The organism is Pseudomonas sp. s4 (genome assembly GCF_046764235.1).
GTDB classification, from domain to species: domain Bacteria; phylum Pseudomonadota; class Gammaproteobacteria; order Pseudomonadales; family Pseudomonadaceae; genus Aquipseudomonas; species Aquipseudomonas asiatica.
Window position 1 is genome coordinate 5,249,159 of sequence record NZ_CP177209.1, and the last position, 14,171, is coordinate 5,263,329.

Genomic DNA, 14,171 nt, shown 5'->3' on the forward strand with positions numbered 1-14,171 from the left:
CTCATCTACCTCAGTTTCAGGGTTGCAAGGCCGATCAGCACCAGGATCACGGTGATGATCCAGAAGCGGACGATCACCCGTGGCTCTGGCCAGCCCTTGAGTTCAAAGTGGTGGTGGATCGGCGCCATGCGGAACACGCGCTTGCCGGTCAGCTTGAAGGAGGCAACCTGGATCACCACCGACAGGGTTTCCATGACGAACACGCCGCCCATGATGAACAGCACGATTTCCTGGCGAACGATCACGGCGATGGTGCCGAGCGCGGCGCCCAGCGCCAGCGCGCCGACGTCACCCATGAATACCTGCGCCGGGTAGGTGTTGAACCACAGGAAGCCCAGGCCGGCACCGATCAGCGCGCCGCAGAACACGATCAGCTCGCCCGAGCCCGGCACATAGGGGATCAGCAGGTATTCGGCGAACTTAACGTTGCCCGACAGGTAGCAGAAGATGCCCAGGGCGCCGCCGACCATCACCGTCGGCATGATCGCCAGGCCGTCGAGGCCGTCAGTGAGGTTGACCGCGTTGCTCGAACCGACAATGACGAAGTAGGTCAGCACGACGAAGCCGATGCCCAGCGGAATGGTGACATCCTTGATGAACGGCAGGATCAGCGTGGTTTCGACGCTGGTCGGCGCGGTCTTGTACAGGAAGACGGCTGCAGCCAGGCCGAACACCGACTGCCAGAAGTACTTCCAGCGGCTTGGCAGGCCACGCGAGTTCTTTTCGATCACCTTGCGGTAGTCATCGACCCAGCCGATGGCACCGAATGCCAGGGTAACGATCAGCACCACCCACACATAGCGGTTGGTCAGGTCGGCCCACAGCAGCGTGCTGACGGCGATGGCGGACAGGATCAGCGCCCCACCCATGGTCGGGGTGCCGGACTTGGACAGGTGCGATTGCGGGCCGTCGTTACGCACGGCCTGGCCGATCTGGCGGATTTGCAGGGTACGGATCATCCACGGCCCCAGCCACAGCGCCAGGGACAACGCGGTCAGCACACCCAGAATCCCGCGCAGGGACAGGTACTGGAAGACCGCGAAGCCTTTGTGGAACTGTTGCAGATACTCGGCCAACAGCAGCAGCATTAATGTTTCTCCCCGCTGGCACCGCACAATGCCGCCACGACGTTTTCCATCGCAGCACTGCGCGAGCCCTTGATCAAGATAGTGGTGTCGCTGGCATTCTCGGCGCCAACCGCGTCGATCAGCTCAGCTTGAGTAGCGAAATGGCGGCCATTGGCTCCGAATGCCTTGACCGCGTGTGTCATGTTGGAACCCACTGCGTACAGGGCGTCGACCTTGCCACGCGCGTAGTCACCCACCTGACGGTGGCCTTCTTCCGCCCATTGCCCCAGTTCGCCGATATCCCCAAGCACCAAGACGGTGCGCCCGGAAAAGCCGGCGAGTATATCAATGGCCGCGCACATGGAGGTGGGATTTGCGTTGTAACTGTCGTCGATCACCCGCACGCCGCTCGGCGCGATCTGCGCCACGGTACGGCCCTTGACCGGTTGCACGGCAGCCAGGCCTGCGGCGATGCCGCTCAGGCTCAGACCAACGGCATGGGCAGCGGCAGCGGCGGCCAGGGCATTGCTGACGTTGTGCTCACCGAGCACATTGAGTTGCACGTCTACCGTGTCGCCAGCGCCATGCAGCTTGAACGAAGGGCAACCACGGGCATCGCGGCCGATGTCAGAGGCATGGAAATCGGCCTTTGGATTGTTGCGGGCAAAGCTGAAGACTTTGTGCGCGCCGGCACGTGCCTTCCATATATCAAAGGCCTTGTCGTCCAGGTTGAGGATGGCGATACCGCCCTCGCCCAGGCCTTCGAGAATCTCGCCCTTGGCTTCGACGATCTTTTCCGGGCCGCCGAACTCGCCAACGTGGGCGGTGCCGGCGTTGTTGATGATGACCACCTGGGGCCGGGTCAGGCCGACGGTGTAGCGGATCTCGCCAATGCGCGAGGCGCCCAGCTCGATCACCGCGGCGCTGTGCTCGGGAGCGATCTCCAGCAGGGTCAGCGGCGCGCCGAGGTCGTTGTTCAGGTTGCCGCGGGTGGCGTGCACCAGGCCACGGGTGCGCAGGATGCTGGCGAGCATCTCCTTGACCGTGGTCTTGCCGCTGGAACCGGTGATGGCCACCACCGGTTTGTCGAATGCAGCACGGTTCAGCGCGCCAAGCTGGCCGAGGGCCAGGCGGCAATCGGCGACCAGCAGCTGCGGCAGGTCGACATCGGCCACTTCACGCTCGACCAGGGCAGCGACAGCGCCCTTGGCCTTCACATCGGCCAGGTAGTCGTGGCCATCGAAGCGCGGGCCGGCCAGGGCCACGAACAGTTGCCCGGCGCCAACACTGCGGCTGTCTATGCTGACGCCGGTGAAGGTGGCGTCGGCACCGACTTGTTGACCACCCAGCGCTTTGGTCAGCTGGCTGAGTGACATCGGCTTAAGCATGTGGAGCCTCCCAGGCTGCAAGTGCCTTTTCGGCCTCGGTCAAATCGGAGAAATCATGGCGCTCGCCATTGATCTCCTGGTAATCCTCGTGCCCCTTGCCGGCCAGCACGATCACATCGTCGGCAGCGGCGGTGGCGATCAGGTGCGCAATGGCTTCGCCACGACCGGCAACGAACTCGACCTCGGCAGGCTTGGCGAAACCCGGGCGGATGTCGTCAAAGATGCGCAGCGGGTCTTCAGTACGCGGGTTGTCGTCAGTTACCAGCACGCGGTCGGCCAGGCGCTCGGCCACTTCGGCCATCAGCGGACGCTTGCCGCGGTCTCGGTCGCCGCCGCAGCCGAACAGGCACAGCAGCTTGCCGTGCGCATGCGGGCGCAGGGCTTCGAGCACTTTCTCCAGGGCGTCCGGGGTGTGCGCATAGTCGACCACCACCAGCGGCTTGTCGCCCCCACCCAGGCGCTGCATGCGGCCGATCGGCCCCTGCAGCTGCGGGGTGACCTTGAGGATTTCGTCCAGCGCGTAGTCCAGCGCCAACAGGGTCGCCACGGCGGCGAGCATGTTGCTCAGGTTGAAGCGGCCCAGCAACTGGCTGCGCAGGGTACGTTCGCCTTGGGCGGTGACCAGGGTGGCGCGCACGCCATCGTCATTGAACACGGCTTCACGGCAGTACAGCGAGGCCTCCGGGTTCTCCAGGCTGTAGCTGAGCAACCGGGTCTCGATATGGTCGACACTCGGGCGGCGGGCAAAATCGGCGGCCAGGCGACGGCCGAAATCGTCATCCAGGTTGACCACCTGGCAACGCAGGCTCGGCCAGGCGAACAGCTTGGCCTTGGCGGCCTCGTAGGCCTCCATGCTGCCGTGGTAGTCCAGGTGGTCGCGGGACAGGTTGGTCATGACCGCGATGTCGAATTCCAGAGCGGCGACCCGGCCCTGCTCCAGGGCGTGGGAGGAAACCTCCATGGCCACGGCCTTGGCGCCACCTTTCTTGAGGTCGTTGAGGGTCGACTGTACGGCGATCGGGTCGGGCGTGGTCAGGCGACCACTCTGCAGCTCACCATAGAAGCCGGTACCCAGGGTGCCGATCAGGCCGCAACGCTGGCCAAGCAAGTCCAGCGCCTGGGCCACCAGCTGGGTGACGCTGGTCTTGCCGTTGGTACCGGTAACGCCCACGAGGTTCAGCTGGCGGCTCGGTTCGCCATAGAAGCGACCTGCGATATCCGAAAGCTGGGCGATCAGGCCCTTGACCGGGATGAGCGGCACATCGGTGATTGGCAGGACGCTCGTGCCCTGCTCTTCATAGGCTACAGCGGCAGCGCCACGCGCCAGGGCATCGGCGATATGCTCGCGGCCATCGACCTTGGCGCCCGGAACAGCCAGGAACAGATCACCCGGACGCACATTGCGGCTGTCCAGCGTCAGTTCACGGATCAACGGGTCACGGCTGGCGTGAGCGAAAAGCTTGCTCAATGGCATTGTCATCATCCACGCCCTCCCTTGGCGGTTGCAGCAGCATTGACTTGCGATTGTTCTACAGGTGCCGGTGGAGGCAGGTTGTCTGGCGGAACGTTCATCAGGCGCAGAGTGCCGGACATGACCTTGCTGAACACCGGTGCCGAAACCAGGCCACCGAAGTAACCGCCCTTGCCAGGCTCATCGATTACCACGACGATGGCATAGCGCGGGTCGCTCATCGGCCCGAAGCCGGCGAACAGCGAGCGGTAGGCGTTTTCGGTGTAGCCCTTGGAACCGACGGTGGCCTTACGGGCGGTACCTGACTTGCCGGCCACGTGGTAGAACGGAACCTGGGCACGGAACACCCCGCGCGGCGCTTCGATCACCTGCTGCAGCATGCCCTGAATGGTTTCGGCGGTTTCCTTCGGAATGGCCTGCACCGCTTCCGGGGCCTTGTCGACCTTGAGGATCGACAGCGGCACCATCTTGCCGTCGTTGGCCAGCGCCGCGTATGCATGCACCAGCTGCAGGGCGGTCACCGACACGCCATAGCCATAGGACAGGGTCGCAGTCTCGGCCTTGCGCCACTCGCGATGGTTGGGCAGGTTGCCGACGCGCTCGCCGGGGAAGCCAAGGCCGGTGTACTGACCCAGGCCGACCTGGGACATGACCCGGTAGATGGCCTCGCCGCCGATGTCGAAGGCGATCTTGCTCATGCCGACGTTACTGGAGTTGATCAGGATACCGGTCAGGTCGAGGATCGGGCCTTCGCTCCTGGACACGTCCTTGATGGTGTAGCGACCAATTTGCAGGCTGCCCGGGTACACCTCGACCTTGTCGGTCGGCTTCCAGCGGCCACTTTCCAGTGCCGCACTCATGGAGATCGGCTTGACCGTGGAGCCCGGCTCGAACACGTCGATGATCGCGCGGTTACGCATGGCGGCCGGGAACATGCTGCGGCGGTTGTTGGGGTTGTAGGTCGGCTGGTTGACCATGGCCAGGACCTCACCGGTCTTGACGTCCATGATCACCAGGCTGCCGGCCTTGGCATCCTGTTCGGCAATGGCGTTGCGCAGCTCGCGGGTGGCCAGGTACTGCAGGCGCAGGTCTATCGACAACGCCAAGGTCTTCCCGGCCTTGGCGTTCTTGGTTACCTGGATGTCCTTGATCAGCCGGCCGCGCCGGTCCTTGATGACCTGCCGCTTGCCGGGTACGCCAGCCAGCCATTCGTCATAGGCCAGCTCCACCCCTTCGCGACCGTGGTCGTCGAGGTCGGTGAAGCCGACCATGTGCGCGGTGACATCACCGGCCGGGTAGAAGCGGCGGAATTCTTCCAGGCCATACACGCCCGGCACTTTCAGGTCGAGCACATGCTGGCCCTGCTCCGGGGTCAGGCCGCGGACCAGGTAGATGAACTCTTTGCTGGCCTGCTGGGTCAGGCGCTCGGTCAGCTGCTGCGGGTTCTGCCCCAGTGCTGCTGCCAGCTGCGGCCAGCGGTCCTTGGAGGCCTGCATTTCCTTGGGGTTGGCCCACAGGGTGGTGACCGGGGTACTGACCGCCAACGGTTCACCGTTACGGTCGGTGATCAGGCCGCGGTGAGCCGGGATAGGGATGTGACGCAGGCTGCGCGCATCGCCCTGCCCCTTGAGGAAATCACGGTCGACTACCTGCAGGTCGATGATGCGCCAGCAGATGGCACCGACCATCAGCGCCAGCAAGCCGATCACCACGCGGAAGCGCCAGGGGTAGAGTGCGCCTTCGAGCTTCATCATGGCGCCACCATCCGCACTTCGTCAGCCGAAGGTACGCGCATCTTCAGTTGCTCGGAAGCCAGGTTCTCGATGCGACTGGCGGCGGTCCAGGTGCTTTGTTCGAGAATCAGCCGGCCCCATTCGGCCTGGGCCTTGTCACGTTCGTTCAATTCGCCGTACAGCGTGTTGAGCAACTGACGGTTCCAGTGCGCGCTGTAGGACACGGCGATGGCCGAAACCAGCACGGCAACGAACAGCAGAAGCATCAGGAAGCTTCCGCCTGGCAAAGGTTTGGCAAACAGCCTGCTCACCGCAGCTTCTCCGCCACCCGCATAACGGCGCTGCGCGCCCGCGGGTTGGCCTTGAGCTCGGCGTCGGAAGCGAACTGAGCCTTGCCGATGAGCTTGATTTTCGGCTCGAAGACCTTGTGCTGTACCGGCAGGTTGCGCGGCAGGTTGTCAGCCTCGCCCTTGGCCAGCCTGCGCATGAACAGCTTGACGATGCGGTCTTCCAGCGAATGGAAGCTGATCACTGCCAGGCGGCCGCCCACTTCCAGCGCATCGATCGCGGCCTCCAGGCCTGCCTCGAGATCACCCAATTCGTTGTTGACGTGAATACGCAGGCCCTGGAAAGCGCGGGTCGCCGGGTTCTTGCCCTTCTCCCAGGCCGGGTTGGCCACCTTCAGCACCTCGGCGAGGTCGCCGGTGCGGGTGAACGGTTGCTGTTCGCGGCGTTGCACCACGGCGCGAGCCATGCGCTTGGCGAAACGCTCTTCGCCGTACTCCTTGAACACACGGGCTATTTCTTCTTCAGGTGCAGTGGCGATGAACTCGGCGGCGCTGATGCCCTGGTCCGGGTTCATGCGCATGTCGAGCGGGCCATCATTGAGGAAGCTGAAGCCCCGCTCGGGGTCATCCAGCTGCGGCGAGGAAACGCCCAAGTCCAGCAATACGCCGCTGACCTTGCCATCCAGGCCACGCTCGGCCACTTCCGCGCCCAGCTCGGCAAAGCTGCGCTGCACAATGACAAAGCGGCCGTCTTCGGCCGCCAGCGCTTGCCCCGTGGCAATCGCCTGTGGATCTTTGTCGAAACCCAGCAGCCGCCCTTGCGGCCCGAGCTTGCTGAGAATCAGCCGGCTGTGCCCGCCACGGCCAAAGGTGCCGTCCAGATAGCAACCGTCGGCGCGCAGGGCCAATGCCTCGACAGCTTCGTCGAGCAGGACGGTAATGTGGTTGAAGCCGCTATCTATGGTCACAGGATCAGGTCACGCAATTCGTCGGGCATGGCACCCGGTTGTTGAATAGCTGCAAGGTCTGCTGCCGAAACCGCGTTCCAGGCATCTTCATCCCACAGCTGGAATTTGTTCAGTTGCCCCACCAGCATCGCCTTCTTGTCGAGCTTGGCGTACTCACGCAGACGGGGCGGTACCAGGAAACGCCCACTGCCATCGAGCTCCAGGTCAACCGCGTTACCGATCAGCAAACGCTGAAGGCGGCGGTTTTCCTCACGCAACGATGGCAAGGCACGCAACTTGGCTTCTATCTGTTCCCACTCATCGAGGGGATAAACACACAAGCAGGGGTCAACGGCGTCGATGGTCACGATCAGCTGACCATTGCAACGCGAATCGAGCTCGTCACGGTACCGGCTCGGCATGGCGAGACGGCCCTTGGCATCGAGGCTGACGGCGTTGGCTCCGCGGAACACGGCTGCGATTCCCCACAATGTTAGCTTTTTTGTGCCAGAAAACCCACTTCATCCCACTTTCTGCCACTTGCGCACACTATAGGAATCCGCCCGCAGCACCGTCAAGGCACGTTCGGAAGGAAAAGCCTTACAGGACCGAGATTTAGCGCAATAAAGGAATGCGGAAGGACTACCGAGCAGAAAAAAACACGAGAAAAATCAAACCCACGCAGGCGAATGGAGTTCGAAGTTAAAGTGATTCATTAAGAGTAAGATTTTTTCGGTATTACCAGAGGGCATCTGCTATCGAATAAAGCAGGGAGGGAAAGGTGGAGAGTCGATCTGTAAGCCGGGTTTTGTCGAGGACAGTCATTCCTCTACGACGGCCATCACTGGACGCCTCTAGCAACCTACCCGGTTCCGACGCGGGCCACGCCTGATGGAACCCTATTTGGTCTTGCTCCGAGTGGGGTTTACCTAGCCACGAACTGTTGCCAGCCGTGCGGTGCGCTCTTACCGCACCTTTTCACCCTTACCGGCACCGAAGTGCTTAGGCGGTTATTTTCTGTGGCACTTTCCGTAGGCTCGCGCCTCCCAGGCGTTACCTGGCACTCTGCCCTATGGAGCCCGGACTTTCCTCCCCCTGCTTTTGCGGAACAAAAGCAGGCAGCGACTGTCCGATCGACTCTCCGCCGCCAAGATTAACGGCACGCGCGCCCAAGAACAAGCAATACCGGCATTTATATCAATATGCCACTATTCGGCTTTCTGCTTTTCCAGTGCAAGTTGATACAGCAGGTTCTTGCGCACCCCGGTAATTTCCGCAGCCAGCGCCGCCGCCCGCTTGAGTGGCAGCTCGGCCAGCAGCAGGTCGAGCACCCGTTGCGCTTCGGCACTGATCGCCTGTTCGCCCTCCGGCGCACTCCAGCCACCAACCAGTACCACGCACTCACCGCGCTGCTGGTTGCTGTCACCAGCAACGAAGGCGCGAAGCTCGGCCAGGGGCAGGCCCTTGAGGGTCTCGAAGGTCTTGGTCAGTTCACGCGCCAACAACGCCGGGCGCTCGCCACCGAATACCGCTTCCATGTCTTCAAGGCATTCCAGGATACGGTGCGGGGCCTCGTAGAAGATCAGCGTGCGCGGTTCTTCCTTTACCTGCTCCAGGCGCGCCCGCCGTCCCGCCGCCTTGGCCGGCAGGAAGCCTTCGAAGATGAAACGGTCCGACGGCAGGCCGGCTGCCGACAGCGCGGCGATCAGAGCGCAGGCGCCCGGCACCGGGACCACATTTACCCCCGCAGCACGCGCCTGGCGCACCAGGTGGTACCCCGGATCGGAAATCAGCGGCGTGCCGGCATCGGAAACCAACGCCACATTCTCGCCCGCCAGCAGCTTGGTGAGAAAACGCCCGCCCTCGTCACGCTCGTTGTGTTCATGGCAGGCCGCCAGCGGCGTGTCGATGCCGAAGTGCTGCAGCAGACGGATCGAATGACGGGTATCTTCCGCCGCGATCAGGGCCACGTCCGCCAGCACCTTCAGCGCCCGGGCACTCATGTCGTCGAGGTTGCCGATAGGGGTTGCGACCACATACAGCGTCCCCACCGTGGATTTCGAAGCCCCTGCCACATCAGTCACTGCGCACACCTGTCGTTCGGATCAAAGGCGCCATTGTAGCCCGAGCGCCTGCAACAGGGCGCAAAGAACTTCGCCGACGACCGATGGCAGGCCTCCTATAGTGAAGGATCGACACGGCAACATCGCGCCCCGGCCAGCGCTTGGGTACAATTGCCGGCCACCTTGATCGAGTAACAGGACCTTTACATGATCGCTTGCCTGCGGCTGTTCACAGCCCTCTGCCTTGCTGCCTTGCTGGCAGCCTGCGCCAGCTCGCCCTCATCCAGCCTGGGCGAACTGCCACGCACCCCGGACGCCAGCATCGAGCAACTGCTCGAAAAGGCTGCTTCCAGCAAGTCCGCGGAAGACGCCGCCCTGCTGCGCCTGAGCGCAGCCGACCTGGCCTACAGGCAGAAGGACTTCCCACGCGCCGCACGCATCCTCGAGCAGGTGCCGCTGGACACGCTCAAGCCGGCCCAGCAAGTGTTCGCCAGCACCCTCGGAGCCGAGCTGGCCATGAGCCGCAACCAGCCCAAGGCTGCCCTGGCTGCCCTGGCCCACCCCAGCCTGCAGCGCGTCGCCGAACTGCCGGAAGAACAGCAAGCGCGCACCTACAGCGTGCACGCGGCCGCCCTCGAAGCCGATGGCCAGGCCCTCGCCGCCGCGCAACAGCGCGTGCTGCTGGCCCCGCTGCTCAGCGGCCAGGCCGCCAGCGCCAACAATGACGCCATCTGGGCACTGGTCGCCTCGCTGCCGGCAGAGCAACTGCAGCAGCCAGGCAACGACCAGACCCTTGCCGGCTGGACCAGCCTGGCCTTCGCGGTAAAAAGCGCCGGCACCCTGGAGCAGCAGCAAGCGGCGATCGACGCCTGGGTCAAGCAGCACCCGGACCACCCGGCCGCCCAGCAACTGCCGCTGGCTCTGACCAAGCTCAAGGAGCTGGCCAGCCAACCGCTGACCAAAATTGCCCTGCTGCTGCCTCAGGAAGGCCCGCTTGCCGGTGTTGCCCGCGCCCTGCGTGACGGTTTCATGGCTGCACACTTCCAGGCCCAGCAAGCCGGCCAGCAGGCGCCAGCCGTGCAGGTATTCGACAGCTCGCGCATCGGCTCGCTCGACGACTTCTATCGCCAGGCCCAGGCCGCAGGCGTACAGCTGGTCATCGGCCCGCTGGAAAAACCGCTGGTCAAGCAACTGGCTGCCAAGCCACAACTGCCGATCACCACCCTGGCCCTGAACTACGCCGACGCCGGCCAGAAGGCTCCACCGCAGCTGTTCCAGTTCGGCCTCGCTGCCGAAGACGAAGCCCGTGAAGTGGCCCGTCGCGCCCGCGCCGATGGCATGGTCCGCGCAGTTGCCCTGGTGCCGAGCGGCGAATGGGGCGATCGTGTGCTTGCCGCCTTCCGCCAGGACTGGGAAGGCAACGGTGGCACTCTGCTCGCCGCCGAACGCATCGCCCAGCCGGTCGCATTGGCCCAGCAGATTGCCGACCTGTTCCAGCTGCGCCAGAGCGAAGGCCGCGCCAAGAGCCTGCAGAGCACGGTAGGTGGCAGCATCGCCGCGCAGCCGTCGCGCCGCCAGGACATCGACTTCATCTTCCTCGCCTCGACCCCGCAACAGGCCCAGCAGATCAAGCCGACCCTGAACTTCCAGTACGCCGGTGACGTACCGGTCTACGCCACCTCGAACCTGTACAGCGCCAGTGGTGACGTCAACCAGTACAACGACATGAACGGTATCCGCTTCTGCGAAACCCCGTGGCTGCTCGATACCAGCAACAGCCTGCGCCAGCAGGTCGTGCAGCAATGGCCGCAAGCGGCAGGCAGCCTGGGCCGCCTGTATGCCATGGGCGTCGACGCCTACAGCCTGGCGCCGCGCCTGGGCCAGCTGAAAGCACTACCGGACAACCGCGTACTGGGCCTTTCGGGCAGCCTGAGCATGAACGCCAACCAGCGTGTCGAGCGCCAGCTACCTTGGGCCGAGTTCGTCGGTGGCCAGGTCCAGCGCCTGCCTGACACTCCTCGCTGATGGCAGCAGCGTCGCCCACCAGCGCCGGGCAGGCAGCGGAAAGCCAGGCCCTTGAATATCTTCAAGGGCAGGGCCTGCAACTGCTGGCGCGCAACTGGCGATGCAAAGGCGGTGAGCTTGATCTGGTCATGCTCGACGCCGATACAGTAGTATTCGTCGAAGTCCGCTACCGGTTGCACGCGGGCTTCGGTGGCGCCCTTGGCAGTATCGACGGGCGCAAGCAGAAACGGTTGGTGCTCGCCGCCAGCCTGTTCCTGCAGAAGGAGCCCCACTGGGGCAACCACCCCTGCCGCTTCGACGTAGTCGCCCTACAGGGCAGCCACCATGCAGGCAGACCGCTTCAATGGCTGAAAAACGCCTTCGAATGCTGAACCCATTCCGATTTTTTTGCTCTATGTTTCGCGGGCTGGTCGTTGTTGCGCGTAGCAAAGGCCACCGCCCCACTTAAGGTCACCAGATGGACATGCAATCCCGAATTCGCCGGCTATTCCAGGCCAGCATCGATACCAAGCAACAGGCAATGGACATCCTGGCACCGCACATCGAGCAGGCCAGCCTGGTCATGGTCAACGCGCTGCTCAACGAGGGCAAGATGCTCGCCTGTGGCAACGGCGGCTCGGCCGGCGATGCCCAGCACTTTTCCTCCGAGCTGCTCAACCGCTTCGAGCGCGAACGCCCGAGCCTGCCGGCCATCGCGCTGACCACCGACAGCTCGACCTTGACCTCGATCGCCAACGACTACAGCTACAACGAAGTCTTTTCCAAGCAGATCCGCGCGCTGGGCCAGCCCGGTGACGTTCTGCTGGCGATCTCCACCAGCGGCAACTCGGCCAACGTGATCCAGGCGATCCAGGCCGCACATGACCGCGAAATGATTGTCGTAGCATTGACTGGTCGCGATGGCGGCGGCATGGCTTCGCTGCTGCTGCCCGAAGACGTGGAAATCCGCGTACCTTCGACGGTTACCGCGCGTATCCAGGAAGTCCACCTGCTGGCGATCCACTGCCTGTGTGATCTGATCGACAGCCAACTGTTCGGGAGTGAAGAATGACCCCTATGCGCCTCGGCCTTATGGCCCTGACACTGTGCCTGAGCGTCACTGGTTGCAGCTCGGTACTGACCTCTACCCGCAATTCGCCGATCGAGGACGATCGCGGAACGCGCACCATCGGCAGCAAGATCGACGACTCGCTGATCGAAACCAAGGCTTCGGTCAACATCGCCAAGGCCAGCCCTGACCTGGACAAAGGTTCGCACATCGTTGTCAGCAGCTACAACGGCATCGTCCTGCTGGCCGGCCAGACACCGCGCGCCGACCTCAAGAGCCTCGCCGAGCAGACTGCCAGCCAGGTACAGCGCGTCAAGAAAGTGCACAACGAGCTGCAGGTGATGCAACCCTCCTCCATCCTGGCGCGCAACAACGACGCCTGGCTGACCACCAAGATCAAGACCCAGATGCTGACCGACAATGCCGTGCCCAGCTCGCGCATCAAGGTGATTACCGAGAATGGCATCGTTTACCTGCTCGGCCTGGTGACCCAGCAGGAGGCCAACTCGGCCACTGCCGTGGTACAGGGCGTGTCGGGTGTGCAGAAGATCGTCAAGCTGTTCGAGTACATCGACTGATTCACTGATTGCCTGCACCGGCCTCTTCGCGGGTAAACCCGCCCCCACAGGGATCTCACAGCTTTCGAGACTTGTTGTATTCCTGTGGGAGCGGGTTTACCCGCGAAAAGGCCAGCACAGGCGACAACACTGCCCCACCCTTCAGAAATCCAGGAAACACCGCATGAAAAAGCTTCTGCTGCCTGCCCTGCTGTTCGGCACTTTCGCCACCCTGGCCGGCTGCTCTACACCAAGCCTGATCACCCTCAACGATGGCCGTGAAATCCAGGCCGTCGACGTACCGAAGTTCGACCGTGACGCCGGCTTCTATGAGTTCCAGCAACTCGACGGCAAGCGTACCCGCATCAACAAGGACCAGGTACGTACCATCAGCGACCTGTAAGCAGGGCTGGCGTAATTAAAAAAAGGCGATCCGGTTGGATCGCCTTTTTTATTACTTGACCACTTTCAGACTTGGTCGACCAGTCGGGCGTGGCGGCTGGCCACCACCCTCTGGCGGGCCATCGTCATCCGGCTGCACTTCATCATCTTCCTGCTCATCGTCATCCATCATGGACGACTCCAGCTCGAAGACCATACCCTGGCCATTCTCGCGGGCGTAAATACCCAGAATGGCACCAACCGGCACGTACAGCGAGTGAGCCACGCCACCGAAGCGGCCCTCGAAGCTGACCGCGTCGTTGTCCATGTGCAGGCTGCGCACGGCACTTGGCGAGATGTTCAAGACGATCTGGCCATCACTGGCGAAACCGTCCGGCACCTGGACCTTCGGGAATTCGGCATTGACCAGCATATGGGGCGTGCAATCGTTGTCGACGATCCACTCGTACAGTGCTCGAACCAGATAGGGGCGACTGGAGTTCATCAACGGCTCCTTAAAGCTTGCGCATTTCACGTTCTACAGAGGACAGGCTCGCCTGGAAAGGCTCGCGGGCGAACTGCCGCTCCATGTAATCCAGCAGCGGCTTGGCTTGCCGCGGCAACTCGATACCCAACACCGGCAGACGCCAGAGGATGGGCAGTAGACAACAATCGACCAGGCTTTGCTCCTCACTCATGAAGCAGGCGTACTCGCCGAACAACGGCGAGACCCCGGTCAGGCTCTCACGCAATGCCTTGCGCGCTTCGGTTCGGGCAGCCTCGCTACTGCGCGGATCGAGCACGGTATCGGCCAGGGAGCACCAGTCGCGCTGGATGCGGTGCATCAGCAAGCGACTGTTCCCCCGCGCAACCGGGTACACCGGCATTAGCGGCGGATGTGGATAACGCTCCTCGAGGTACTCCATCACCACGGTCGATTCATACAGCGCCAGGTCACGGTCGACCAGGGTCGGCACGCTGCCGTAAGGATTCACCTCGACCAGCTTGGGCGGCAGTCGACCGGGATCGACATCGATGACCTGCACGCTGATGCCCTTCTCGGCCAGCACGAGGCGTACCCGATGAGAATAGTGATCAGCGGGGTCGGAATAGCAGGCTAACCTGTTGGTTGCGCCCATGTAGCGCCTCCTCGTACGGGATGCTTGTAAAACTGTAAATGAAAACGCGCCCGTGGTGACCTGGC

At 63.1% G+C, this 14,171-nt stretch carries 15 protein-coding genes and 1 other RNA gene; 5 read left to right on the forward strand and 11 right to left on the reverse strand.

Annotation, left to right across the window (positions count from 1 at the left end; genetic code table 11):
- Positions 1-5: 5 nt before the first annotated feature.
- The 9 genes from mraY to rsmI form a co-directional block, all read right to left on the reverse strand.
- A complete protein-coding gene (gene mraY, locus ACK56M_RS24335) occupies positions 6-1,088 on the reverse strand; it encodes a phospho-N-acetylmuramoyl-pentapeptide-transferase (protein ID WP_015271711.1) in 1,083 nt (360 codons plus the stop codon).
- A complete protein-coding gene (locus tag ACK56M_RS24340) occupies positions 1,088-2,455 on the reverse strand; it encodes a UDP-N-acetylmuramoyl-tripeptide--D-alanyl-D-alanine ligase (protein ID WP_191472157.1) in 1,368 nt (455 codons plus the stop codon). Before ACK56M_RS24340 ends, mraY begins: the two co-directional genes overlap by 1 nt.
- Positions 2,448-3,938: a UDP-N-acetylmuramoyl-L-alanyl-D-glutamate--2,6-diaminopimelate ligase gene (gene murE / locus ACK56M_RS24345; protein WP_170976258.1), complete on the reverse strand. Its 1,491-nt coding sequence runs from the start codon at positions 3,936-3,938 to the stop codon at positions 2,448-2,450. The genes ACK56M_RS24340 and murE overlap by 8 nt, the downstream gene beginning before the upstream one ends.
- Complete coding sequence (locus tag ACK56M_RS24350; RefSeq protein WP_161551483.1) at positions 3,935-5,677, reverse strand: peptidoglycan D,D-transpeptidase FtsI family protein; 1,743 nt, start codon at positions 5,675-5,677, stop codon at positions 3,935-3,937. The genes murE and ACK56M_RS24350 overlap by 4 nt, the downstream gene beginning before the upstream one ends.
- A complete protein-coding gene (gene ftsL, locus ACK56M_RS24355; protein ID WP_003260787.1) occupies positions 5,677-5,970 on the reverse strand; it encodes a cell division protein FtsL in 294 nt (97 codons plus the stop codon). Before ftsL ends, ACK56M_RS24350 begins: the two co-directional genes overlap by 1 nt.
- Positions 5,967-6,914 carry a 16S rRNA (cytosine(1402)-N(4))-methyltransferase RsmH gene (gene rsmH / locus ACK56M_RS24360; protein ID WP_015271715.1) on the reverse strand — a complete coding sequence of 316 codons (948 nt, stop codon included), beginning with the start codon at positions 6,912-6,914 and terminating at the stop codon, positions 5,967-5,969. The genes ftsL and rsmH overlap by 4 nt, the downstream gene beginning before the upstream one ends.
- On the reverse strand, positions 6,911-7,366 hold the full coding sequence (gene mraZ / locus ACK56M_RS24365; RefSeq protein WP_004575120.1) for a division/cell wall cluster transcriptional repressor MraZ: 456 nt from the start codon (positions 7,364-7,366) through the stop codon (positions 6,911-6,913). Before mraZ ends, rsmH begins: the two co-directional genes overlap by 4 nt.
- Before the next feature lie 308 nt (positions 7,367-7,674).
- Positions 7,675-8,034: RNase P RNA component class A (rnpB, locus tag ACK56M_RS24370), an RNA gene on the reverse strand.
- A gap of 67 nt (positions 8,035-8,101) precedes the next feature.
- Positions 8,102-8,896 (reverse strand): 16S rRNA (cytidine(1402)-2'-O)-methyltransferase, encoded by a 795-nt coding sequence (rsmI, locus tag ACK56M_RS24375; protein WP_230384974.1) that lies wholly within the window; start codon positions 8,894-8,896, stop codon positions 8,102-8,104.
- A gap of 267 nt (positions 8,897-9,163) precedes the next feature.
- Here rsmI and ACK56M_RS24380 point away from each other — a divergent pair, with 267 nt between their 5' ends.
- From ACK56M_RS24380 to ACK56M_RS24400, 5 genes are all read left to right on the forward strand, one after another.
- Positions 9,164-10,981: a penicillin-binding protein activator gene (locus tag ACK56M_RS24380; protein ID WP_411959110.1), complete on the forward strand. Its 1,818-nt coding sequence runs from the start codon at positions 9,164-9,166 to the stop codon at positions 10,979-10,981.
- Positions 10,981-11,352, forward strand: a complete 372-nt coding sequence (locus ACK56M_RS24385) for a YraN family protein (RefSeq protein ID WP_039613002.1) — start codon at positions 10,981-10,983, stop codon at positions 11,350-11,352. Before ACK56M_RS24380 ends, ACK56M_RS24385 begins: the two co-directional genes overlap by 1 nt.
- An 86-nt stretch (positions 11,353-11,438) precedes the next feature.
- Positions 11,439-12,032: a phosphoheptose isomerase gene (locus tag ACK56M_RS24390; protein WP_012274070.1), complete on the forward strand. Its 594-nt coding sequence runs from the start codon at positions 11,439-11,441 to the stop codon at positions 12,030-12,032.
- Positions 12,029-12,607, forward strand: coding sequence for a BON domain-containing protein (locus tag ACK56M_RS24395; protein WP_015271720.1), 579 nt, complete (start codon positions 12,029-12,031; stop codon positions 12,605-12,607). Before ACK56M_RS24390 ends, ACK56M_RS24395 begins: the two co-directional genes overlap by 4 nt.
- A gap of 163 nt (positions 12,608-12,770) precedes the next feature.
- The gene (locus ACK56M_RS24400) at positions 12,771-12,989 is read left to right on the forward strand and encodes a YgdI/YgdR family lipoprotein (protein WP_003260792.1); all 219 of its coding nucleotides are present in this window, start codon (positions 12,771-12,773) and stop codon (positions 12,987-12,989) included.
- A gap of 51 nt (positions 12,990-13,040) precedes the next feature.
- Here ACK56M_RS24400 and ACK56M_RS24405 read toward each other — a convergent pair whose 3' ends face one another.
- Positions 13,041-13,472, reverse strand: a complete 432-nt coding sequence (locus ACK56M_RS24405) for a ClpXP protease specificity-enhancing factor (protein WP_015271721.1) — start codon at positions 13,470-13,472, stop codon at positions 13,041-13,043.
- Positions 13,473-13,482: 10 nt separating this feature from the next.
- Entirely contained in the window at positions 13,483-14,106 is a 624-nt protein-coding gene (locus ACK56M_RS24410; protein WP_015271722.1) for a glutathione S-transferase N-terminal domain-containing protein, read from the reverse strand.
- Positions 14,107-14,171: the final 65 nt, after the last annotated feature.